The organism is Thalassolituus hydrocarboniclasticus (assembly GCF_025345565.1).
GTDB classification, from domain to species: Bacteria; Pseudomonadota; Gammaproteobacteria; order Pseudomonadales; family Oceanobacteraceae; genus Venatoribacter; species Venatoribacter hydrocarboniclasticus.
This window is the reverse complement of record NZ_CP054475.1, coordinates 119,277-141,350: the sequence shown is the minus strand read 5'-3', so window position 1 is coordinate 141,350 and position 22,074 is coordinate 119,277. Positions and strand designations below refer to the sequence as shown.

At 54.0% G+C, this 22,074-nt stretch carries 22 protein-coding genes, 1 other RNA gene and 1 riboswitch; of the genes, 9 read left to right on the top strand and 14 right to left on the bottom strand.

All coding sequences use genetic code 11. From position 1 onward, the window contains the following. Nucleotides 1-40: 40 nt before the first annotated feature. On the bottom strand, nucleotides 41-2,830 hold the full coding sequence (gene polA / locus HUF19_RS00645; protein WP_260998042.1) for a DNA polymerase I: 2,790 nt from the start codon (nucleotides 2,828-2,830) through the stop codon (nucleotides 41-43). A gap of 86 nt (nucleotides 2,831-2,916) precedes the next feature. On the opposite strand from polA, the gene HUF19_RS00640 reads away from it, so the two are divergent. Continuing rightward, on the top strand, nucleotides 2,917-3,201 hold the full coding sequence (locus HUF19_RS00640) for a DUF2782 domain-containing protein (RefSeq protein WP_145467093.1): 285 nt from the start codon (nucleotides 2,917-2,919) through the stop codon (nucleotides 3,199-3,201). A 139-nt stretch (nucleotides 3,202-3,340) separates the two neighbouring features. Continuing rightward, a complete protein-coding gene (locus HUF19_RS00635) occupies nucleotides 3,341-4,306 on the top strand; it encodes a homoserine kinase (RefSeq protein WP_260998041.1) in 966 nt (321 codons plus the stop codon). On the opposite strand, the gene HUF19_RS00630 is transcribed toward HUF19_RS00635, so the two are convergent. The 5 genes from HUF19_RS00630 to HUF19_RS00610 all read right to left on the bottom strand — a co-directional run bounded on the left by HUF19_RS00630 (nucleotide 4,287) and on the right by HUF19_RS00610 (nucleotide 10,375). Continuing rightward, nucleotides 4,287-5,144 (bottom strand): phosphotransferase, encoded by an 858-nt coding sequence (locus tag HUF19_RS00630; protein WP_260998040.1) that lies wholly within the window; start codon nucleotides 5,142-5,144, stop codon nucleotides 4,287-4,289. The genes HUF19_RS00635 and HUF19_RS00630 overlap by 20 nt on opposite strands. Nucleotides 5,145-5,163: 19 nt before the next feature. Further along, nucleotides 5,164-5,865 (bottom strand): nicotinamide riboside transporter PnuC, encoded by a 702-nt coding sequence (pnuC, locus tag HUF19_RS00625; RefSeq protein WP_260998039.1) that lies wholly within the window; start codon nucleotides 5,863-5,865, stop codon nucleotides 5,164-5,166. Between the two features lie 36 nt (nucleotides 5,866-5,901). Further along, entirely contained in the window at nucleotides 5,902-6,168 is a 267-nt protein-coding gene (locus HUF19_RS00620) for a YkoF family thiamine/hydroxymethylpyrimidine-binding protein (RefSeq protein ID WP_145467106.1), read from the bottom strand. A gap of 48 nt (nucleotides 6,169-6,216) precedes the next feature. Then, on the bottom strand, nucleotides 6,217-8,421 hold the full coding sequence (locus HUF19_RS00615; RefSeq protein ID WP_260998038.1) for a TonB-dependent receptor: 2,205 nt from the start codon (nucleotides 8,419-8,421) through the stop codon (nucleotides 6,217-6,219). A gap of 100 nt (nucleotides 8,422-8,521) precedes the next feature. Then, nucleotides 8,522-8,649, bottom strand: a riboswitch (TPP riboswitch). A gap of 79 nt (nucleotides 8,650-8,728) precedes the next feature. After that, nucleotides 8,729-10,375: a hypothetical protein gene (locus tag HUF19_RS00610; protein ID WP_260998037.1), complete on the bottom strand. Its 1,647-nt coding sequence runs from the start codon at nucleotides 10,373-10,375 to the stop codon at nucleotides 8,729-8,731. 261 nt (nucleotides 10,376-10,636) lie between these two features. Between HUF19_RS00610 and htpX the strand changes: the two genes are divergently transcribed. Continuing rightward, nucleotides 10,637-11,524, top strand: a complete 888-nt coding sequence (gene htpX, locus HUF19_RS00605; protein WP_145467112.1) for a protease HtpX — start codon at nucleotides 10,637-10,639, stop codon at nucleotides 11,522-11,524. A gap of 106 nt (nucleotides 11,525-11,630) precedes the next feature. Here htpX and HUF19_RS00600 read toward each other — a convergent pair whose 3' ends face one another. The 4 genes from HUF19_RS00600 to HUF19_RS00585 are packed head-to-tail and all read right to left on the bottom strand — an operon-like array spanning nucleotide 11,631 to nucleotide 15,987. Continuing rightward, nucleotides 11,631-12,839, bottom strand: a complete 1,209-nt coding sequence (locus HUF19_RS00600; protein ID WP_260998036.1) for a UbiH/UbiF/VisC/COQ6 family ubiquinone biosynthesis hydroxylase — start codon at nucleotides 12,837-12,839, stop codon at nucleotides 11,631-11,633. Continuing rightward, nucleotides 12,836-14,089, bottom strand: coding sequence for a 2-octaprenyl-6-methoxyphenyl hydroxylase (gene ubiH, locus HUF19_RS00595; RefSeq protein WP_260998035.1), 1,254 nt, complete (start codon nucleotides 14,087-14,089; stop codon nucleotides 12,836-12,838). Before ubiH ends, HUF19_RS00600 begins: the two co-directional genes overlap by 4 nt. 8 nt (nucleotides 14,090-14,097) lie before the next feature. Then, entirely contained in the window at nucleotides 14,098-15,411 is a 1,314-nt protein-coding gene (gene pepP / locus HUF19_RS00590; RefSeq protein WP_260976281.1) for a Xaa-Pro aminopeptidase, read from the bottom strand. A 24-nt stretch (nucleotides 15,412-15,435) separates the two neighbouring features. Continuing rightward, the gene (locus tag HUF19_RS00585) at nucleotides 15,436-15,987 is read right to left on the bottom strand and encodes a UPF0149 family protein (RefSeq protein ID WP_260998034.1); all 552 of its coding nucleotides are present in this window, start codon (nucleotides 15,985-15,987) and stop codon (nucleotides 15,436-15,438) included. Between the two features lie 158 nt (nucleotides 15,988-16,145). Here HUF19_RS00585 and HUF19_RS00580 point away from each other — a divergent pair, with 158 nt between their 5' ends. The 4 genes from HUF19_RS00580 to HUF19_RS00565 all read left to right on the top strand — a co-directional run bounded on the left by HUF19_RS00580 (nucleotide 16,146) and on the right by HUF19_RS00565 (nucleotide 17,531). Beyond that, complete coding sequence (locus HUF19_RS00580) at nucleotides 16,146-16,367, top strand: TIGR02449 family protein (RefSeq protein ID WP_145467122.1); 222 nt, start codon at nucleotides 16,146-16,148, stop codon at nucleotides 16,365-16,367. Next, the gene (locus HUF19_RS00575; RefSeq protein WP_260998033.1) at nucleotides 16,360-16,674 is read left to right on the top strand and encodes a cell division protein ZapA; all 315 of its coding nucleotides are present in this window, start codon (nucleotides 16,360-16,362) and stop codon (nucleotides 16,672-16,674) included. Before HUF19_RS00580 ends, HUF19_RS00575 begins: the two co-directional genes overlap by 8 nt. A 65-nt stretch (nucleotides 16,675-16,739) precedes the next feature. Further along, nucleotides 16,740-16,919, top strand: a non-coding RNA gene (ssrS, locus tag HUF19_RS00570) — 6S RNA. Nucleotides 16,920-16,943: 24 nt separating this feature from the next. Next, on the top strand, nucleotides 16,944-17,531 hold the full coding sequence (locus tag HUF19_RS00565) for a 5-formyltetrahydrofolate cyclo-ligase (protein ID WP_260998032.1): 588 nt from the start codon (nucleotides 16,944-16,946) through the stop codon (nucleotides 17,529-17,531). Here the strand turns inward: HUF19_RS00565 and HUF19_RS00560 are convergent. Beyond that, a complete protein-coding gene (locus tag HUF19_RS00560; protein ID WP_255449004.1) occupies nucleotides 17,528-17,653 on the bottom strand; it encodes a hypothetical protein in 126 nt (41 codons plus the stop codon). The two genes, HUF19_RS00565 and HUF19_RS00560, sit on opposite strands and share 4 nt — an antisense overlap. A 133-nt stretch (nucleotides 17,654-17,786) precedes the next feature. Here HUF19_RS00560 and HUF19_RS00555 point away from each other — a divergent pair, with 133 nt between their 5' ends. Together HUF19_RS00555 and HUF19_RS00550 are read left to right on the top strand one after the other, a co-directional pair. Then, nucleotides 17,787-18,266 carry an EVE domain-containing protein gene (locus HUF19_RS00555; RefSeq protein ID WP_260998031.1) on the top strand — a complete coding sequence of 160 codons (480 nt, stop codon included), beginning with the start codon at nucleotides 17,787-17,789 and terminating at the stop codon, nucleotides 18,264-18,266. Next, on the top strand, nucleotides 18,259-18,537 hold the full coding sequence (locus HUF19_RS00550; protein ID WP_260998030.1) for a CDGSH iron-sulfur domain-containing protein: 279 nt from the start codon (nucleotides 18,259-18,261) through the stop codon (nucleotides 18,535-18,537). Before HUF19_RS00555 ends, HUF19_RS00550 begins: the two co-directional genes overlap by 8 nt. A 1-nt stretch (nucleotide 18,538) precedes the next feature. Here the strand turns inward: HUF19_RS00550 and HUF19_RS00545 are convergent, their stop codons facing one another. From HUF19_RS00545 to glnA, 3 genes are all read right to left on the bottom strand, one after another. Further along, nucleotides 18,539-18,982 (bottom strand): ester cyclase, encoded by a 444-nt coding sequence (locus HUF19_RS00545; protein WP_260998029.1) that lies wholly within the window; start codon nucleotides 18,980-18,982, stop codon nucleotides 18,539-18,541. A gap of 125 nt (nucleotides 18,983-19,107) precedes the next feature. Continuing rightward, on the bottom strand, nucleotides 19,108-20,079 hold the full coding sequence (locus HUF19_RS00540) for an alpha/beta hydrolase (protein WP_260998028.1): 972 nt from the start codon (nucleotides 20,077-20,079) through the stop codon (nucleotides 19,108-19,110). Between the two features lie 168 nt (nucleotides 20,080-20,247). Beyond that, nucleotides 20,248-21,654, bottom strand: a complete 1,407-nt coding sequence (glnA, locus tag HUF19_RS00535) for a glutamate--ammonia ligase (RefSeq protein ID WP_260998027.1) — start codon at nucleotides 21,652-21,654, stop codon at nucleotides 20,248-20,250. Between the last annotated feature and the right edge of the window lie 420 nt (nucleotides 21,655-22,074).

The following is a 22,074-nucleotide window of genomic DNA, read 5'->3' as shown; positions in this document are numbered from 1 at the left end:
TGGTGGGCATTGCCCACCAGACAAACCATCAGACAAAAAATCAGTGCGCCTGCTCCCAGTTATCACCAATTCCGGCTTCCACCACTAACGGCACTTTTAATTCTGCCGCCTGTTCCATTTGCTGTTTAAGTTCTGCCGCAAAGGCTTCCGCCTGATCTTCTTTCACTTCAAGAATCAGTTCATCGTGTACCTGCATCAGCATACGTGCATCAAAACCGCTGCCGGGTAACCAGCCGGCAACGCGGATCATGGCGCGTTTGATAATGTCGGCGGCGGAACCCTGCATCGGCGCGTTAATCGCGGTACGCTCGGCATGCTGGCGACGTGGTGCATTTTTCGCGCGGATTTCCGGCAGGTATAAACGGCGACCGAAAATGGTTTCGACAAAGCCCTGTTCTTTGGCGTGTTCGCGGGTGTTATCCATATAATCGCGCACGCCCGGATAACGCTGGAAATACAGGTTCACGTAATCCTGTGCTTCGCCACGGCCAACGCCAATCTGTTTCGCCAGACCAAAAGCCGACATACCATAAATCAAACCAAAGTTAATGGCTTTGGCGGCACGGCGCTGGTTATCGCTGACGTTTTCTTCTGTTTCACCAAACACTTCCGCTGCGGTTGCACGGTGAATATCGCGGCCATCGGCAAAGGCCTTCAGCAGACTCGGATCATCAGAAAGATGCGCCATAATGCGCAGTTCAATCTGACTGTAATCCGCTGCCACCAGTTTATAACCGGCTGGCGCAATAAAAGCCTGACGGATTTTACGGCCTTCTTCCGAACGGATCGGAATATTCTGCAGGTTAGGGTCGGTAGAGGATAAACGTCCGGTTGCCGCCACCGCCTGATGGTAAGAGGTATGTACGCGGCCGGATTCCGGCGCAATCATTAATGGCAGCTTATCAGTATAAGTGCTTTTTAATTTCGCCAGACCGCGATGTTCCATCAGCAGCTTTGGCAGCTCGTAACCGTCGTCGGCCAGTTCCTGCAGCACTTCTTCGGCGGTGGAGGGCGCACCTTTGGGCGTTTTCTTTTTCACCGGCAGCTGTTGTTTCTCAAACAGGATTTCGCCCAGCTGTTTTGGCGAGCTTAAATTAAATACCTGACCGGCGGCGTTATGGGCTTCCTGCTCCAGTTGTTGCAGACGCTGTTCGATCTGCTGGCTTTGTTCGTGCAGTAAATCGGCATCAATTAATGCACCGGTTTCTTCCATACCACACAGCACTGGCATAACCGGCATTTCTATTTCTTCAAAAACTTTTTGCAGGCTTGGTACGGCCTGTAATTCCGGCCATAAACGCTGGTGCAGACGCAGGGTAATATCGGCGTCTTCGGCGGCATAAGGCCCGGCCTTATCGGTATGAATCTGATTAAAGGTCAGCTGCTTGACGCCCTTACCGGCAATTTCTTCAAAGCTGATATTTTTATGGCCCAGATATTTCAGCGCCAGGCTGTCCATATCGTGACGGGTCGCGACCGAATCGAGAATATAGGACTCCAGCATGGTGTCGAACTGCACACCGCGCAGCTGAATACCGTGGTTCGCCAGTACGTGCATATCGTATTTCATATGCTGGCCGACTTTTTTATGCGTCTCGCTTTCCAGTATCGGCTGCAGCTGCGCTAAAACCTCTTCGCGATTAAGCTGGGTTTTGCCTTCCGGAATACATTCCGCATCGTGTGCCAGCGGCACATAGGCGGCCTTGCCGGCTTCCACCGCAAAGGAGACACCGACAATGCGGGCTTCTTTATAATTAAGCGAGGTGGTTTCGGTATCGAAGGCAAAGAGTTCTGCGTTTTTAAGCTTCTCCAGCCAGGCATCAAGTTCTGTCTGGGTAAAAATAATATCGTACTGAGTGTCACCACTGAATGCTGCGGCCATGGCCTGTTCGGCGGCCTGCTGCTGACCGGAAACCGAACCGGCCGAGGCGGTTAATTCAAACGCCGGAATAGCATCGGCCGAATTACTCAGCTCGGCAATCCAGGCTTTAAATTCCATCTCGCGGAATAATTCCAGCAGCTGAGCATTATCGGCCTCGCTGCTTTTAATTTCAGGCAGGCTGAATTCCAGATCGACATCACATTTAATGGTGGCCAGTACTTTCGATAACAGCGCCTGCTCTTTATGTTCTTCCAGACGGGCGGCCATGGTTTTTGCACCGCGGAATTCCAGCGTTGCAACCTTATCGAGATTATCGTAAATCGTTTCCAGACTGCCTAAGCCAGCGACTAATCCGACAGCCGTTTTTTCACCAACTTTAGGTACACCAGGAATGTTATCAACCTTGTCGCCCATTAAGGCGAGGTAGTCGATGATATGCTCGGGCGGTACGCCGAATTTTTCTTTAACGCCATCCACATCGAGGAAGGTATCGGTCATGGTATTAATCAATGACACATGGCTGTTGACCAGCTGCGCCATATCTTTATCGCCGGTGGAAATCACCACATCCTGATTATGCTCAATAGCCTGCGATGCCAGCGTGCCGATCACGTCATCCGCTTCAACCCCGTCAATGATCAGCAGCGGTAAACCCATTGCGCGGATAATGTTATGAATAGGCTCAATCTGCTCACGCAGCTCGTCCGGCATCGGCGGACGATGGGCTTTGTAGTCGGCATAAATATCGTTGCGGAAAGTTTTGCCTTTGGCATCAAACACCACCACCAGCTGTGAACCGGCGTAATCTTTCTGCAGACGTTTGATCATGCTGATCACGCCCTTGATGGCATTGGTGTGCAGACCTTTGGAGTTGGTCAAAAGCGGAATCGCATGGAAGGCGCGGAACAGATAGGACGAACCATCGACGAGAATCACTGGCTTAGACATGATATTGGTCAAATCCTTGGCTGGGGTTTCGGTGGCGGGCGGCGTACAATGCCACCAGAAGAATCATTATTGAGGCGCAGTTTACCATGAAGATTCAGCAACTTCTGGCGACAATCCTGTTTGTTCCGGCTCTGCTGGCCAGCGGCAGCGCCCTTGCGGCCGAGCCTGTCGGCGAGACCGTCACCATCCGCAACGATGGCGATAATACCTATTACGAATTCCGCATTAACGGCGAAATCAGCGAGATCAAAGTTGTGCCTAAAGTCGGCCCGGCCTACTACCTGATTCCTTCCGAGCAGGAAACCAACGAGTTTGTACGCAAAGATAACCCGCAGATGCGCGTACCGAAATGGGTTATCTTCCGCTGGTAATAAGCCCATATTTTAAGCCTGTCGGGCGATTAACCCCGACGGGCATGAATGCCAGTATGGCCCCGCCTGTGGCGCCAGCGGCAATCAGGCCCGCAACACGACCAAAATCAACCAGCCTGCTGACCTCCGGATACTTCCCATGTCTGTTTATACCTCGCTGAGCCAGAGCGACACCGAAGCCTTTCTTGCCCGATTTGAATTGGGTACGTTAGTTTCATATAAAGGCATCGCCGCCGGTATCGAGAACACCAACTACTTCGTTACCTGCCAGCAGCAAGGCCGGCAGAGTGAGTATGTGCTCACCCTGTTTGAGCACCATAACAGCAGTGAAGTGCGTGAGTTTGTCCGTCTGGCGCATCATCTGGGGCAACAGGGACTGCAGGTTCCGGCACCACTGGCAGCACGTGATGGCGAATGGCTGCACAGCCTGAAAGACAAACCGGCGATTATTTGTCCGCGCCTGCCCGGCGAACATATCCATGATCCGCAACCGCAACACTGCGCAGCCATTGGCCGCGCGCTGGCGGAACTGCATCTGGCCGCCCTGCCGCTGCATAACCGCCGCAATGACAGCCGTGGTTTTGACTGGTGGATTACGATCAGCCCGGAGCTGAGCAGCGATTTAACCCGCGAAGAACAGACGCTGCTTGAAGACGAACTGCACTTTCAGACACAACAGCGCGCCCAATGGCTGAGCCTGCCGCAGGGCTGGATTCACGGCGACCTGTTTCATGACAACGCCCTCTTCACCGCTGATGGCCAGGTTGGCGCCATTCTCGATTTATACAACGCCTGCGATGGTGCCCTGCTCTACGATCTGGCGATCATCGCCAACGACTGGTGCTGCGATATTAACGGCGACTGGAAAGCCGGTTGTACAGAAGCCTTATTAAACGGCTACGAAAGCGTACGGCCATTAAACGATGCAGAAAAAGCCAACTGGAATTTAGTGTTAAGAGGCGCAGCCCTGCGCTTCTGGCTGAGCCGTTTACTAACCCGCCGCATTCAGCAGCAACAGGCGGGGGAAATGGCACTGCAGAAAGATCCGGCGGAGTTTTTAAATAAATTAAACAAGCGCCGGACAGTCACTCTGCCAACGCTTTAAGGCCATTTAAATAAGCAATCAGCTCACGATCACTCCACAGCCCCTGCGCCCGGTACCAGAGTGCGGCCAGATAGCTCATCTGTGTTTTGGCAAATTCCCAGCCACGATAATGTTTTAAACCATAGGCCTGCAGCAGGGCCTGCTCATCGTCGGCGGATAAATCCACGCCCTGTAATAAAGCAGCCAGATCCCATAACGGGTGACCGATAGCCGCGTATTCCCAGTCAAGCAATACCAGTTTGTTCTCAGCAGTCTGTATCCAGTTGGGGGCGGTCGGGTCCATATGGCACAGACAACGCTGATTATCGGGAGCACCGCTCAACAGACTTTGCAGCGGACCGCGCAAAGCCAGTAATTCTTCGGCTGCCGCCGTCATACGATCCATCACGGCAAAATGTGCAGTAATGGTGTCCCAGTAATGGCCGGCTTTTTCACTGATGCTGAGCTTTGGTATTCCGGCAGGTGGGCGTAACTGATGCAACTGCTGTAATTGCTGCGCCATGGTCAGCAGCAGCGGCAGATTAAGTTGCTGATTGGTTAATGGCGTGCCCGGCACATAATCGCGTATCCAGTAATGGCCGCTTGATGAACGGAAGCGAATGGTGGGCGTCAGCCCCTGTGCCGCCACCAGATGATGCACCTGCAGCTCGGCCGCGCGGTTAATATCCAGCGCTCTGGAATTCCGCCCTTCTACCCGCAACACATAATCGCCTTCCGGCAAACGCAGCAGATAACAATGATTGGTAAGCCCACCGGGCAATGGGCTGATATTATCCAGCGTTGGCGCTTCGCTGCACAATTGCCAGTGTGGCCAGTCATCTAAAATCTGCTGCAGCATAGGTATCGCCTTATTGTTGTTATTCGGCTATTTTCCACGCCGACGGAGTGGTCAGCACAGTATTATCATCGCGGTTTTGTTGTGCTTTAACTTGTGCCTTAAATTGTGGCAACCAGTTAAACCAGCCAATAATGACCAGCACCACGTACACCGCCATCAGCAGTGCCGTTAAATACAGCTCACGGTCGATATATAAAAAGATCGCAACACTGTCGACAACGATCCAGTAGAGCCAGTTTTCCAATACTTTCTTCGCCACCATCCAGGTGGTAATCACCGCCCCCCAGGTGGTGAATGAATCAAGATAAGGCAATACCGCCGAGGTGTTTTCGCTGAGCAGATAACCGCTGATACAACTCAGAACAATCACACTGCCAATCGCCAGCAGATGCTGTTTTAATCCCCAGGACTGTATTGGTAACTCAGCAGCCGAAGCCTGTGAGTTCTCATGTTTATTATCTGCCCTTTTATTGGCGCGCCACAGCCACCAGCCATAGACCGCCATAATCAGGTAATACACATTCAGCGCCGATTCCATCAGCAGGCTGACATCCCAGAACAGCCCGATAAAAATAGCCGTACTGCCAAAGGCCGCGTACCAGCACCAGATGCTCTGCTTCATGGCCAGCACTAAATAGGCAATACCCAGAATAACGGCGACCAGTTCCCAGCCGCTCATGGCCTGCGCCGCCTGTTCAATACTGTTCCAGATGTCGGTCATGCAGGAGTCCTTGGTTTAAGGGCAAAGTCGGACGTATTATCCGTGTGGATTAAGTGCCGGATCGAGATTGGTACCGATAAATTTGCAGACAAAAATGCTCTTGCCGAATTGCTCCCAGCTCAGACGCATTTCTTCTTTTAAGGTATCCATCACCAGATCATAGTCACCAAACACCTGTGTACTCATGGTATTGGTCACGATGGTTAACCCTTCAACCTGATTCAGACGGTCGATAAACGATTTAATCGCCGGAATATAATCATCGGCTAATGGGTATTTGCTGATTTCGACGGAAATTTCCATTTGGATCTCCAGTTAATAAGCCGGACGCCTGACGTCCGGCTGCATTTATCAGAATGAATATTTGGCTTCCAGCATCACAAGGCGCGGCTCGCCCAGCTGACGATAAGCATTTTCGGCATAGCCATTACGAGGGTCGTTACCAAAACCACCAAAACCACGAACATCGGTTTCACGGTTGGTCAGGTTACGGCCGGCCAGTGCAAGATCCAACGGACCCTGCTGATAGCTCAGGCGGGCATGCCAGAGTACCGAGGCACGGGCTTTTTCATCGTGGCTGTCAGAAAAATAGAATTCATCTTTAGCTTCACTTTCTGCGCGCAACGATAATGTATCGGTCAGCGCATAGGTCAGCGCAGTAGCCAGACTGTATTCCGGTGCATGTGCCTGAGCTCGGCCGGATTTATCCACTGTAGTACTGCCCACAACATTTCCACTTGCGTCATACTCATTCTGCTCATAGCTGTAATCACTGAATTCGGCATGCAGATAACCAAGACTCAGATCCCACAGTAATGCATCAGACAGCTGCCACTCGCTTTCCAGTTCCAGTCCGTAATTTTCCCCTTCAGCAGCATTAGCTAAATAGTCCTGAAAGGTGATGCTATTATCCGGCTTTTGTACCGCATATGAGCTTTTAACCTGCTGGTTTTTACGCTGAATATAAAATACCGCGAGGCGGGTTTTCAGTGCATCCTCAGCCAGAGACGACTTAAGACCCAGCTCAACCGTATTATTAAACTCGGTATCGAACGTGCGGTTAGCTTCGGAAATATCCGGATCAGTATTCACGCCACCGGCTTTATAACCACGGGCCAGAGAGATGTAGCCCAGATGGTCAACACCCAGCAGTGTTTCCAGCGTAACTTTTCCGCCCCATAAGGTTTCGTTGGTATCGCTGACCACATCATTTTTTGCAGCATCCAGCGTATTGGCATTATCACTGAAATCATTTTTCCAGTTTTCCGCACGTACGCCGTAAGTCAGAGTTGTGGATGGAGTAAAGGCTGTGCTTAGTTCTGCATAGGCCGATACCGAATCCACGGTCAGATCGCTCTGATACTGTCCGTTGTTATAGGTGTAGTTGCGTTTCAGTGTTTCTTCCCGCTGCATCATATAGATGCCCGCAACCCAGTCGGTTGAATCAGAAAATAATCGGCCATCGGTGCCAGATAGAAAGCGCAGGCCAATACTGTTGCGATCAAAATTACGCAGGTATTGATCAAAAGAGCTGTAACCATCAACAGGAGCCAAACAAGGCCCTTGAGTTGTATCACATGGGTCTGGCTGGTACACAGGATCATCGCTCAGCCAGATATATTCACCGTACGCCCAGTCTTCGTCGTAACTGTATTCCGCTTTATTCCAGCTGCCGGTAATTTCACTTTCAAAGCGGACTGCGGAATTCAGTTCGTGGTTATACGCCAGCGCAAAAGCGTTGGTATCCTGTGTATCTTTACCCGGACGGTTCGACAATGTTGTGCGGTTATTATCAAGGCTGTAAGCATCGTAACCGTTATCAATATCGGCGTATAAATAGGTCAGATTTAATTCGCTGCGTTCAGACAGTTGCCAGTGCAGTTTCGCGCGGGCGATTTTTTCGTCCTGGTTATTGGTGTCGTCACGGTTTAAAAATTCGTTGTCGATATAACCATCGGATTCAAAACCATGCATGGCAATACGCCCCTGCAGGTTATCACTCAGCGAACCGGATAGCGCCGCCCCCAGACCATAGCTGCTGTAGTTGCCGGCTTTGGCACTGATATAACCTTCATTATTTTGTGTCGGGTCATTACTGCGGATATTGATCATGCCGGCCAGTGCGTTAGCACCAAAACGGGTGCCCTGCGGGCCGCGCAGAATTTCCACCTGCTGTACATCAAACAGGGTCGCGGCAGCACCTAAACCGGTCATATCAATACCGTCGATGACCAGGCCCACAGATGGATTCACCGGATCAACAAACTGGCTGCGCTCGCCGATACCGCGAATCTGAAAATAGCGCCCGCGGGAAGTACCGGAAGCAAAGTTCACGTTGGGGGCAAAGCTTAAGATCTGGTCCAGATGCTGCGCCGAACGGGCTTCAATCTGCTCGCTGCCAACTAAGGTGACGGCTTCGGGAATCTGCTGCACATCGGTTTTACGGAAATCGGCCTGCACGGTTTGCGTGCTGAGGGTAACGTCATCAGCCGCAAAAACCGACAGCGGGGTCAGTGGTGCCAGTAAAACTAACAGGGAAAGCGGTGTTTTTTTCATTCAGGGTCATTCCTCAAAATACAAGAAAGACCCGGGTAGTGCGTAGGGGCCGGTTGCGTTTAACGCCAACCTCCCGGTTGTGATGCGAGCCGCCGCAGACTGTGCGTACTCACCCCATTCCTACGCCGGTACTAACCGGATCAGGTTCTAGGGGTTTGCCGTTTACACAGGTAAACCTATGGCATCTCAGGCCGGATTCAGACAATCGGGCCACCCCCTGGGACAGGGGCATCATAAGGGATTCACGCCGGGGAACCAATGGCGGCTTTGGGCTAATAACTATTTATGCAGAGCAGCCTTTGTTACGTCAGCGCTGCCACGGCTGCGGTATGCGGCTGCCGAGCAGATCATCCAGCAACTGCTGTTGCTGTTCGCGCTCAGCCAGAATCGCGGCTTCGGTAAAGTCGGTTATGTCCTGATTTTTATCGCCTTCGCTGACATCACTGTCGAGGCTGCCCAGCACGTAGGTTCGCCGCCGCTCATGCCATTCATTCTGACTTTGCTGCGAAGCATGCTGCAGGGTGAAATCTTCGTAGCGCAGGCTGGTTACCTCGGTGGCACGGGCTTCGGTCTCGATGTACTGGTAGTTCTGCTTGCTGAAATCCACCAGTTCCAGCCAGGGCAAAGGCTCATAGAAGCTGGCCTTAAACTGATACGCCTGGGTTTGCTCTACGGCGAGGCTGCCGGCATCTCCGGTTTCGCCTCTGGTATCCTGCGCGAAATTAAGCCCAAAGCTGATCTTTTCATTATTGCGCTGTGCATCAGGGTTGGGTTTGCTGACCTGCGCCTGAAATGAAAAGCTGAAATCCGCCAGACCACTCAGCGCCGTAAGTCCGCTGCGGGCAAAACCCACGTCGATTCCGGTTGGCGTTTGCGGTGGCTGCTCCTGTTCCTGCCGCGCCAGATCCTGCGGATGCTGCTCCGGTTTATGCAGCAGGGCGAAGGCATCGAGCATTAAATCCAGCTGCTGTTTATCGGCATTGCCGCGTTCGCCGCTCTGTTCGATCAGCGTCAGATATTCCTTCAGGCTGTCCTGCCGCTGTGCTTCCGTGCCCAACTGCGCCCAACCGGCTTTGCTCAGATCCAGCTTCAGTTTGTCTTCATGCAGCAGCACATTCAGGCTGCGCTGCTCATCATCGTTGCGGTATTCAATACGCAGCAGATCGCTGCTCTCATTGCCTGCGCCTTTAAGATCGAGTGATACCGCCGAGAATTGCTGCAGTTTATCCAGCCCCAGATTTTCCAGATCAAGATGGCCACTAGCCAGATAGCGCCGTGCCAGTTTATCCAGTGATGAGGCCAGTTGCAGCGCTTCTTCCTGCTCTTCTTTACTCAGCGATTCATCCAGGGTAAAGCCCACCAGCCACTGATCTACTTCCAGTGCACGGCCATCGTCACCCTGACCCCAGCCGCTCTGATGGGTCAGATTCAGCGTTAATTCCTTACCCGAATTGGTGGTCAGTTTCAGGCTGAATTTTTCTTCCTGATAACCGTATTTCAGACTGACCTTGCCGATTTCTGTCAGCGCCGGACGGGTACCGTCATCGGCATAAGCATAACGTCCGCTGGTGCTGCTGAACTGTGATACGCCGCGCTCCAGCAGATCGGTCAACACAGCTCCGGGGCGAAAGTCCTTAGGTATATTCAGGGAGTCGGAGGCAGAGACCAGCTGCTCCCGCCCCTCAGGGCTCACGCCATTAATTACTTCGGTATCGTTCAGTGAGCCGGCAAAACGCGTCCAGGACTGATCGCTTTGCCACAGAGTGCGGTTAACCGGCTCGCGGTAAGTCGAATCTGCGACGGGCTGCGAGTGCAGTGACTGACCTTTTGCCGCCGCTTTCAGTTCGCTGCCGCCGGTACGCGCCAGCTGATCCGTCAGCGGCTCATCGCTGTTCCGGCCCGGCCTGATAAACTGGAAACTGCCAACTTCGCTGATGCGTGGTGTAATTGCCATGGTCTGATCCCTGACCCGTGATAATGAGTAATAGATTGATCATTTATCGGCCAGTCACAGCATTAATTAAGACAACTATCATTTAAGTGCGGCACTTTTAATAACAGTGCAAAAGAATAACCGTCATAATTACCCTTCCTGACAATAATCCCGCTTGAAAACTGCGGAAAAATCACCATTCTTGCTGTCATAAATCCGTGCTCAAATCTGTTCTGTTGAGCGCCTGCGGACAACTGAGAACAACCCTTATAGGAGTCGCACATGTTGCGCATAATTCTGTTTCTGGCCACCAACTTAGCCGTTGTTCTGGTGGCGAGCGTTACCCTGTCACTGCTCGGCGTGGGCAGTTACCTGGAACGCAGCGGCAATGGCCTGAACCTCGGCAACCTGCTGGTGTTCTGTCTGGTGTTCGGTATGGTCGGCTCAGTGATCTCGCTGCTGCTGTCCAAGTGGATGGCAAAACGCAGCATGGGTGTGCAGATCATCGATCAGCCACAGAATGCCGGTGAACAGTGGCTGCTGAGCACCGTTAAAGAACTGGCTGACAAAGCCGGTATCGGTATGCCGGAAGTGGGTATCTTCGGTTCGGCGGCGCCTAACGCCTTTGCTACCGGCTGGAACCGTAACAATGCCCTGGTCGCAGTATCGACCGGCCTGCTGCAGCGTATGGATAAAGAGCAGATCAAAGCGGTACTGGGCCACGAAATCGGCCACGTTGCCAACGGCGATATGATTACCCTGACCCTGATTCAGGGCGTGGTGAACGCCTTTGTGATGTTCTTCGCCCGTATTATCGGTAACTTCGTCGACCGTGCGGTATTCAAGAACGAAGACGGTCCGGGCATCGCATTCTATGTAACGACCTTTATCGCCGAGATCGTACTGGGCATTCTGGCTTCGACCATTGTTGCCTGGTTCAGCCGTCGCCGTGAATTCCGTGCCGACCAGGCCGGTGCCGAACTGGTCAGCCCTGCAGCGATGATCAGCGCACTGGCGGCCCTGCAGCAAACCTACGACCAGCCAAGTGAACTGAACGGTGAACTGGTGGCTTTTGGTATCGGTGGTGAAGGTAAGATGTCTGCCCTGTTCTCCACTCACCCGCCGCTGGAACGTCGTATCCAGGCGCTGCGTGAGCAGTACGGCCGTTAATTCTGCCTGCAGGAAAACCAACGAAAACGAGCCTCAATTGAGGCTCGTTTTTTTATATCGGCTATCAGACCAACTCATCACGACAGTCTTATCAATCCAGCCCCGATTAATCCAGTCCCATCGCTTTCATCATTACGTGCTGCTTAACCGGCAACAGTTTGTCGAACAGGCGCATCCCTTCGTTGCGTAATAAACGCAGCAATGGCTGATCGGCGGCGAACAGCTGTTTAAAGCCTTCCATCGCCGCCATGGTGCTGAGGTTGTCGGCCTGACGGCGGCGCTGATAACGGCTGAGCACCAGCTCACCACCAAGATCCAACCCTTTGCTGTGCGCGCGCAGAATTTCTTCCGCCAGGGTTTCAGCATCTTTAAAGCCCAGATTCACACCCTGTCCGGCCAGCGGATGAATGGTATGCGCGGCATCACCGGCCAGCACTACGCCTTCACACCAGTAATTCCGCGCATGGCGCTGGCGCAGCGGAAAGCGGGCCTTGGCCGAGCTGGCCAGCACCTGCCCCAAACGTCCTTCAAATGCCTGGGTCAGCGCGGCGTTAAAGCCGGCTTCATCCATCGCCAGTACCGCATCGGCTTCCGCCGGCGAAGTCGACCAGACGATAGACGCCAGATGTTCATCACCCGGCAGCGGCAGTAACGCCAGTGGCCCTTCAGGACGGAAGCGCTGCCAGGCCGTCGCCTGCAGCGGTTGTTCCAGCCGTACCGTGGCAACAATGGCGTGATGACCATAATCCCACTCGGTGGTTGGCAGGCCAGCCCACTGGCGCACCCGTGACAGCGCACCATCGGCACCAATCACCAGTCTGGCCAGCAGCCTGTCATCGTTTTCCAAAACCACCGGGGTGTAACCTTCGGCGTCACGGTTATCGAGGTAGCGAACTTTCTGCGTCAGTACATCCACGCACTGCGTTTCCTGCAGGCACTGCTGGATCGCCCACAGCGTTTGCCGGTTTTCAACTATATGACCCAGACAGGGAGCATGCAGATCGGCGGCATCGAAGGTCACAGAACCTGTGCCTTCAGCATCCCAGACGTGCATGCCGGTGTAAGGGCTGAGACGCTGCGGCGGAATTTTCTGCCAGGCGCCCAGACGGGTTAAGAAAGCCTGGGTTTTGGCGGTTAACGCTGACACGCGCAGATCATAGTCAGCCAGTTCGCTGCCGCTGGCCGGAGCCTGTGTGCGGAACGCCGGATCAATCAGGGCAATGCGCAAAGGCTTTTGCTGTGCCCCCTGCACCAGCGCGCTGGCAATCGCCTGACCCACCAGTCCGGCGCCAACAATCACTACGTCATAGTTCATGCAGATTCTCCTGAAAGCGGCGTGGCCGGAAGCTTCGCCGCCCGCTGCCCTAACCCCATCGCATGACGGGTAAAGAGTTTGCGCGCGGTTGGCAGGGCCGACATGCCGAGCAGACCGGCGTCGCGCAGCAGCGCCATACCCGGCAGCTTTGAACCAAACAGGCGTGGCAGCAGATCGCTGGCCATGATGGTGTTGCGCTGGTCGGCCTGCTGCTGTTGCTCGTAAGCCTGTAATAACGCCAGATCGCCCAGCGGCTGATTCTGCTGCCAGGCGCGGTTGAGGTATTCGGCCAGTACGGCGGCATCGCGCAGTGCGAGGTTAAAGCCCTGTCCGGCCACCGGATGCAGACTGTGCGCAGCGTTGCCGAGCAGCACCAGCGAACGCCGCACCTGCTCTTTACTCTGCACCAGTGCCAGCGGGTAGCTGGCGCGTTCGCCGACACGCATTAAACGTCCCAGACGATATCCGATCTGTTGCTGCAGACGGGCAAGGAATTCGGCTTCGGGCAAGGCTTTGACCTGTTCGATCTGGTCGTCGGCCAGCGTCCACACCACGGCGAAGTCTTTTTTATTCAGCGGCAGAAAGGCAATCGGGCCGTCTTCACTGAAGCGCTCATACGCCCAGTGACCGTGTTCACGGTCAACTTCAACCTGAGTCACCAGCGCATGGGTGCCATAAGAACGACGTTCATGCTGAATACCCAGCTGCTGCGCCAGCGCCGAACGCGCACCATCGGCCAGCACCAGCAGACTGGTCTGCAGTTGTTCGCCGTTATCGAAGGTCAGCAGCGCGCCGTCAGCGTTCATCTGTACGCCCTGCACCTGGGCCGGGGCTTTAATGCTGACGCCTGGCTGTTCCAGTCCACTCAAAAGGCCCTGACCAATCACGGCGTTTTCAACGATATAACCCAGAGCCTCAGTATTCTGTTCACTGGCGTGCAGCTGGGTCTGGCCAAAGCGGCCCTGATCGGAGACCTGAATATGCCCGATAGCACAGGCGCGCTCAGCCATCAGATCCCACACACCCAGCTGACTGAGAATCTGCTGTGTACCGTAGGACAACGCCGTCGCCCGGCCATCAAAGCTGGGCGGACGGCTGGCAATATCACCATCCCAGTTCAGCGCCTGACGGTCGATTAAGGTCAGGCTCATCCCGCGCGCCAGCGCCGGTTTTAACAGATGCACCAGACTGGCGCCGACCATGCCGGCGCCCAGTACCACAATGTCAGACTGCGGGATGTGCTTGCTCATGCTGTTCCTCAGCCCGCCATCAGGGCTTCAATATCATCAATCTCTTTCACAACGGCAGCGGTCAGGACTTTGCAGCCGCTTTTGGTCACCACCACATCGTCTTCGATGCGGATGCCGATGCCGCGCCATTTGGCGTCCACCGTTTCATCGTCCGGCGAGATATACAAACCCGGCTCAACGGTCATCACCATGCCTTCTTCGAGAATGCGCCACTCACCACCGATGCGGTATTCGCCGACATCGTGCACATCCATACCCAGCCAGTGACCGGTTTTATGCATGTAGAACTGGCGGTATTCCTGATTCTCAATCAGCTCGTCGACATCACCGCTGAGCAGGCCATGCTGCACGAGCCCTTCGACCAGCACCCGCACTGCCGCTTCGTGTGGTTGATTCCAGTGATTACCGGCTTTGATCTGCTCAATCGCGGCATACTGCGCATCCAGCACCAGCTGGTACATCGCCTTCTGCTCGGCGCTGAATTTACCGTTAGCCGGGAAGGTGCGGGTAATATCGGCGGCGTAGTAGTCCAGCTCACAACCGGCGTCGATCAGAATCAGGTCGCCGTCTTTAATCGCCATATTGTTGTGGGTGTAATGCAGAATGCAGGCGTTATCACCGGCGCCCACAATCGACGGATACGCCGGCCAGCGGCTGCCAGCGGCCATAAAGGTGCGCATGATCTCGGCTTCCAGCTCAAACTCGAACATGCCCGGCTTGACCATCTGCATGGCGCGGGTGTGCGCTTCGGCGCTGATGTCGGCGGCCTTCTGCATAACCTTAATTTCTGCAGGGGATTTAATCAGACGCTGATCGTGTAATAAATGATCCAGCGCACTGAACTCGTGCGGCGGTGTGGCGCCATTACGCACCTGAGTTTTGATATGGTTAACCCACTGCATCAGCTGGTTATCAAAGTTCGGGCTGACACCCAGGCTGGCGTAGATGCGGTCTTTGCCTTCGATCAGGCCGGGCAGGATGTCGTCGATATCGCTGATCGGGAAAGCATCATCACAGCCCAGCACCTCAGGTGCGGCTTCCGGGCCGACACGGCGGCCGGTCCAGATTTCCTGCTCTTTGATCTTTTCCTGACAGAACAGCACGTATTCGCCATGCTCACGGCCGGGAATCAGCACCAATACAGCATGCTCTTCGGCAAAGCCGGACAGATAATAGAAGTCACTGTCCTGACGGAAGGGATGCTCCACATCGCGGTTACGCACCGTGACCGGCGCTGATGGCACAATGGCAATGCTGTTCGGGCTCATCAGCTCCATCAGCTGACGGCGGCGTTTGGCGTATTCGCGGACATCGAGTTTCATCATCACCTCGTCAATGCGTAGAGATCAGTGCAGGGTTTTAGGGGCCGGAGCGGTTTTGTTCATACCGTAAAAGACGGTCAGCGCAGCAACGCGGGCATGCTCAGCCAGTTCCAGATACAGCATTTCGTTCTGCGGGTCCTGCGGGTCATCCAGTGACGCCTGCGAGAAGGCATCCAGATCCTGCAGTACTTCCAGCACGTCTTCCGGCACTTTGCCCTGAATCTGGCCCGATGCACCAAAGCCATCGAGGAAGCCTTTACTCCACTGCGCCAGGCATTCAACCTGCTCGTCGATATCGGCATCTTCATCGGCTGGCAGCAGCACACTGAATTCCATCGACTCGCCGCTCAGGCCAAGCAGCACGTCATCGTAAAAAGTCTGCAGAAACGCCTGCAGCGGTGCTTCCGGAGCTTCTTCCAGCTCCAGATATTCCTGCGCTTCCACTAACCAGTCGGCCGGCTTAAGGCGGGCGCCGGAAGCGAGATAGCCGGTCAGCCAGCCATGCAGGGCGGATGGAGTCTGGTAGCAGCGTGATTCCAGCCACAGATCAGCGGCTGCGGAAAATTCGATCGTCATAACGTCCTCAATGGGAGGGAAAGCGGTCATTCTATCATTGCTGCCGCGAAAGTATGCGCAAATGCCGGAAGCGGCGGGAATAAAGCAGCAAAGGCACCGTCGCCGATTGACCCCGCCGCCAGCGGCCTCTTATAGTTAGCCTGTTCTCACTAACCACTATGATGGCAATGCAAAATCCTGAACTCCAGAGCCTGCAGCGTAAGATCGAAAAACTGCTGACCGTGCACCAGGAACTGCGCGAGCAGAATAAAGCCATGCGCGCCGCCGAAGCGAGCTGGCAGGCCGAGCGTGCAAAACTGATGCAGCAGAACGAAATTGCCCGTCGCAAGGTCAATGAAATGATTACCCGTCTGCAAACGCTGGAGCGCAATAGTGGCTAACCCGTCCAAAACCCTGGAATTACTGATTCTCGACCGCGAGTACCGCATCAACTGTCCCGATGGCGCAGAAGAAAAACTGCGCGATGCAGCGCGTTATCTCAACGAGAAAATGTCCGAAATAAAGAACGCCGGTTCCTCCGCCGGTAAAGTGCTGGGCACCGATCGTGTGGCGGTTATCGCCGCGCTGAATATCGCCCACCAGCTGCGTGAACTGGAGGCCGAAAACCTGCAGATGAAGCGCGACCTGAGCAAAATGAACGCCGCCATCGACGAAGCCCTGGAACAGGATCTGCAGCTCGAGCTGTAATTCTGTGGCGCAGTATTCATTACAAAATCCTCATTTTTTCATAATGATCTCTGATATACTTCGCCTGCTCCCTGGGGTGTTTGCCAGTCGATAAAGTCCTGAGCCGATGCACTTTTTTATGGAAGGTTTCACTCGCTGATGTGCGCATGTCCGCCCGACGGAAAGCCTGATTCAGTGTCTGGCCTGCCACCTTGGACCACAGGGTTCAAGGCCTTTATTTACGACAGCGGCACAGTGGGGAGCCCTTCCGATTTCTGCGTTTAATTCCGATGAATAAAACCGAACTCCGCCGGCATATGCGCCGCCAGCGCCGCGCGCTTAACCGCCGCCAGCGTCAGCAGGCCGCACAGCAGCTACTGCACTCTCTGCGTCAGTCCACGCACTTTCAGCATTCGCGTCATATTGCCGTGTATTTAACCAATGATGGCGAGATTGATACCTCGGTCTTTATCCGCGACTTACAGCGCCGTGGCAAAACCCTCTACCTGCCGGTGCTGCACCCGCTGCGCAAAGGACACCTGAGCTTTCTGCCCTTTAACCGCCAAAGCCGCATGGTGAAAAACCGTTTTGGTATCAGCGAGCCAGACTTTGCCAGCCACCGGGCGATGCCGGCACGTTTTATCAATCTGATCTGTATGCCGTTGGTTGCCTTCGATGAGAGTGGCAACCGGCTGGGAATGGGTGGCGGCTTTTACGACCGCACACTGGCCTTCAGCCGCCAGCCCGGAAACAAACCCCGGCTGATTGGCTGTGCCTATGAACTGCAAAAGGTCGGGGATTTACCCGCTGAAGACTGGGATATTCCCCTCGCGGCGATTGCCACTGATGCAGGGCTGCATCGCTTCCGCCAATCCTAGCGGATACTGTTTTCCATCGTCATCAGTGACGCCGGACGCTTGACCTCGCTGGTCATACCGGTCACCGCTGCACCTAACAGTACAATCACGCTGAGAAGAATCAGAATATCGGGTTTTTTCATTGCTGTTTGTTCCTACTGCATTCCGGCTTGCGGATTAGAACCTGTGTTCATTGGATGCTACTCTGACCGCTCACTGCTCTGTAAGCGCGCATTTGGCATGAGCAATACTCAGACCACTTTATAGTCAGAAAATATGAATCACTGGTTACTGAAATCTGAACCGGACGTTTTTAGTTATTATCATCTTGAGGCCGCACCAGGCAGGCGCACAGTATGGGACGGCGTGCGCAATTATCAAGCGCGAAACATACTGCGGGATGAGATCCAGGTCGCAGATCTGGTGTTTTTCTACCATTCCAGCTGCAAAGAGCCGGCCATTGTCGGCGTCTGCCGGGTAACCCGCACCGGTCTCGCCGATCCGTCGCAGTTTGATCCGGCCTCGGATTATTTTGATGCGAAATCGGACCCGACCAACCCGCGCTGGATCACCATTGAGGTCGAAGCCCTGCGCGCCCTCAAACATCCCATTACGCTGAAAGATATGCGCAAAGACAGTGCACTGCAGGAAATGGCACTGCTCAACCGCTCACGCCTCTCCGTCCAGCCGATACGGGCAGAAGAGTGGTCGCATATTCTGCATCTGGCCGCAGACGACGGACATTTCCATGAATGAAATAACGCCCCACGTGGTCACGCTGAATGCGGATCAGAGCTATCAGATCTGTCAGTGCGGACGCTGCAGCAGCGCGCCGTTTGCCGCCGACAACTGTCCCCGGCCGCTGAGCCTGCACAGCGATCAGAAGCAACTGGTGTGGTTGTGCAGCTGCGGACGCAGTGAGGCCATGCCCTACTGCGATGGCAGTCATAATCCGCGCAATACAATGAGTATCCGCGAGGCGATCAGGGAAATGGCGCAGGACTTACTCAGCCACTTCCGTAAATAGCTCAGAACGCCGCCGCGGCATTGGGTGTCATGATTTTACGCACCTGATGAAACAGGTCAGCGGTGTCGAGCAAAGAGTTACCCGACTGAATCATGCCGTGGCGCACCTGCCAGAAGGTAGCTGCATGCAGGGCAATGACCTTATCCACAGGCTCAAAGCCCATCAGCGGACGCACCAGCGTGCCACTGAAGGTCGATTGGGTGACCACCAGATTGCCCTCACACACCACCTCTTCAACCCCGATGGAAAAATCGTCCATAGAGTTGCGGATGGTCTGGATCAGGGTCTCCATGCCATCCAGGTTAAGTGGCATATTGACCATGCTCGCATAATAGGTGAAATCGCGGGCAACCAGCGAACGTGCCAGATTAAAGCGTCCCTGATTCCAGGTCAGCTCAACAAAGTTGTGCACCAGCTTTTTATTACTGTCCAGACGCGTGTCCATGTCATTCTCCTGCTGTACAGGCTTCCTTGCCTGAGGAATCACAGCCATTGGCCTTTTGCGCGATAGTACGCAGCGGAGAGTTATACACTTAGGACAATTCAGGTCAATCTGGCAAAAGTCGGAAATCAGGCCGGGTTCTTATCGGACAGCAACCATTCCGCCAGCTGACGATAGATCTGCTCTCTGTGCTGCGGCGACTCATTCACCAGATGGTGCTGACCACCGGGCAACATCATCAGACGCTGATGGGGAAACTTCTGCGCCAGCAGCTTCAGGTTATGGCGCCAGGCGACGGTGTTGTCGTTGTCACCCTGCACGATATTCACTTCCAGCTCAGAAGCAGGCAGCGCTTCAATATAAGGAACCCACTGCTTCAGTGCTCCGACCCAGCGCACACTGAGATGATGAGGCTGCAGCGGATCGCTCTCGGCGATAAAACGCAGAAATTCAGCGTCGGCAGAGTTCGGATTAAACTTGCGCCGTACCTGACGCAGAAACAGACTGACAAAGGAATGCACCAGCCGCCCTCTGTACCAGCCTTTCGGGCGCACCAGAGGAGCCATCAGGGTAATACCGGCAAAAGGAGATTGTGCTTTGCTCAGCTGACGCTTAAGCAGATAGTTAATAATGATGGCGCCTCCGGTACTCTGACCGAAGACATACAACGGGCCACCAAGACCACCACGGGTACGCTGCAGAATCAGGCTGAACACTTCGTCGTATTCCTGGAAACTGCCGATGGATGCGCTCTCGCCGCTGGATAATCCGTGCCCGGGCAAATCATAGGCCACCACATTCAGCCCCTGCTGCAGACAGAAACCGATCAGTGACCCGTACAAACCAACATGGTCGTAGTAGCCATGGACAACGATCGCTGTACCGCGCGGGTTCTGCGGACGCCATACCTGTACGGCAATCTGATAGTCCGCCGCCTGCATCAGCCCGGCAAAATGACGCACGCCACTCAGCTCTGGAAAGTCCAGCCGGTACATCTGCAGATAAGCATCCATTTGCGCACCAGAGGCCGGCTCACGAAACTGCCAGTCCATTGGTTTAAGGGCAGAAACCAGACCGTTCTTACTCCAGCTCAGACTCACATTCAGTTCTCCGGGAAATAACACCGACATACTAGGCGCTGACAGCAACGATGCCTAGCCACCCTTGCCGTTAGAGACTAAATAACCCACAACAACAGCTTAACCAGCCGCAAAACAGCAATAAAAAAGGGCTCCGAAGAGCCCTTTTTCCGATCTGACTAAAGCGTATTACACGCTGTAGTACATATCGTATTCAACCGGGTGAGTGGTGTGCTCAACGCGGTAAACTTCTTCCATCTTCAGGTCGATGTAAGCTTCGATCATATCCTTGCTGAATACGCCGCCTGCAGTCAGGTACTCATGGTCAGCTTTCAGGCTGTCCAGAGCTTCACGCAGAGAGCCACAAACCTGTGGAATCTTGGCTGCTTCTTCAGCTGGCAGATCGTACAGATCTTTGTCAGCTGCATCGCCAGGGTGGATCTTGTTCTTAACGCCGTCCAGACCAGCCATCAGCAGAGCTGCGAAAGCCAGGTATGGGTTAGCAATCGGATCCGGGAAACGTGCTTCGATACGCTTGCCTTTTGGAGACGCAACGTAAGGAATACGGATAGAAGCAGAACGGTTACGGGCAGAGTAAGCCAGCATTACCGGAGCTTCGAAGCCTGGGATCAGACGCTTGTAAGAGTTAGTACCTGGGTTGGTGAACGCGTTCAGGGACTTAGCGTGCTTGATGATACCGCCGATGTAGAACAGGGCAGTTTCAGACAGGCCGGCATAGCCGTCACCAGCGAACTGGTTTACGCCGTCTTTCCAGTAAGACATGTGAACGTGCATACCGGAACCGTTATCACCACAGATTGGCTTAGGCATGAAGGTAGCAGTTTTGCCGTAAGCTGCTGCAACGTTATGGATAACGTATTTCAGCATCTGCACTTCGTCAGCTTTCTTAACCAGAGTGTTGAACTTAACACCGATTTCGTTCTGACCGGCGTTCGCCACTTCGTGGTGGTGAACTTCAACGTCCAGACCGATCGCTTCCAGAGTGTTACACATGGCCGCACGGATATCGTGGTGGCTGTCTACCGGAGGAACCGGGAAGTAACCGCCTTTAACGCGTGGACGGTGACCCAGGTTGCCGCCTTCCATCACAGTCTCAGTGTTCCAGGCTGCTTCGGAAGAGTTGATTTTGCAGAAGCTGCCGGACATGTCAGAGCCCCAGCGAACGTCGTCAAACATGAAGAATTCTGGCTCTGGACCGAAGAATGCAGTATCACCCAGACCAGTAGACTTCAGGTACTCTTCAGCGCGCAGTGCTACAGAGCGTGGGTCACGGTCATAACCCTGCATAGTGGCAGGCTCGATGATGTCGCAACGCAGTACCAGAGTGGCGTCTTCGGTGAATGGGTCCAGGAAGCTGGTGCTGTCATCCGGACGCAGGATCATGTCGGATTCGTTAATGCCTTTCCAGCCGGAAATAGAAGAACCGTCGAACATCTGTCCGGTTTCGAAGAAATCTTCGTCTACATAACGCGCAGGAATAGTAACGTGCTGTTCTTTGCCCTTGAAATCGGTAAAGCGCAGATCAACCCACTTTACATCGTTTTCTTTGATTAAATTCAGAGTGTTCTCTGACATCTTACTGTCTCCAGATGCTGGTTCAACTTGATACGGGGTTTAGCCCCGGCTTGCCATGCTCAGTATTGGAGCAAGTAGTGTGCCATTTTATCTTATGGCGAAGCCCGCATGAAATCAGGGCTGCAAAACAACAAACAGGCACTCACTGCACCAAAATAAATCACAACCTGAACCAAGTGCACCATTTTAGCGCGATGGCATGAGGTGAATACGCTAGTCAGTACAAGCCTGCACATTATAGGTTCACTTGAACGCCGCAGTACATGGGATTCGGCACAAAAACAGCGCTTTCATTTATACCCTGATTAACGCTGGCAGAAATGTCCGCAGAATATGCTTACCGCTGCGAAATTGATGTCACGCTGACGACCCGTTTCAGGTATAATCGCGCCTCATTTTTTGTACAAACTTTCACCAAGG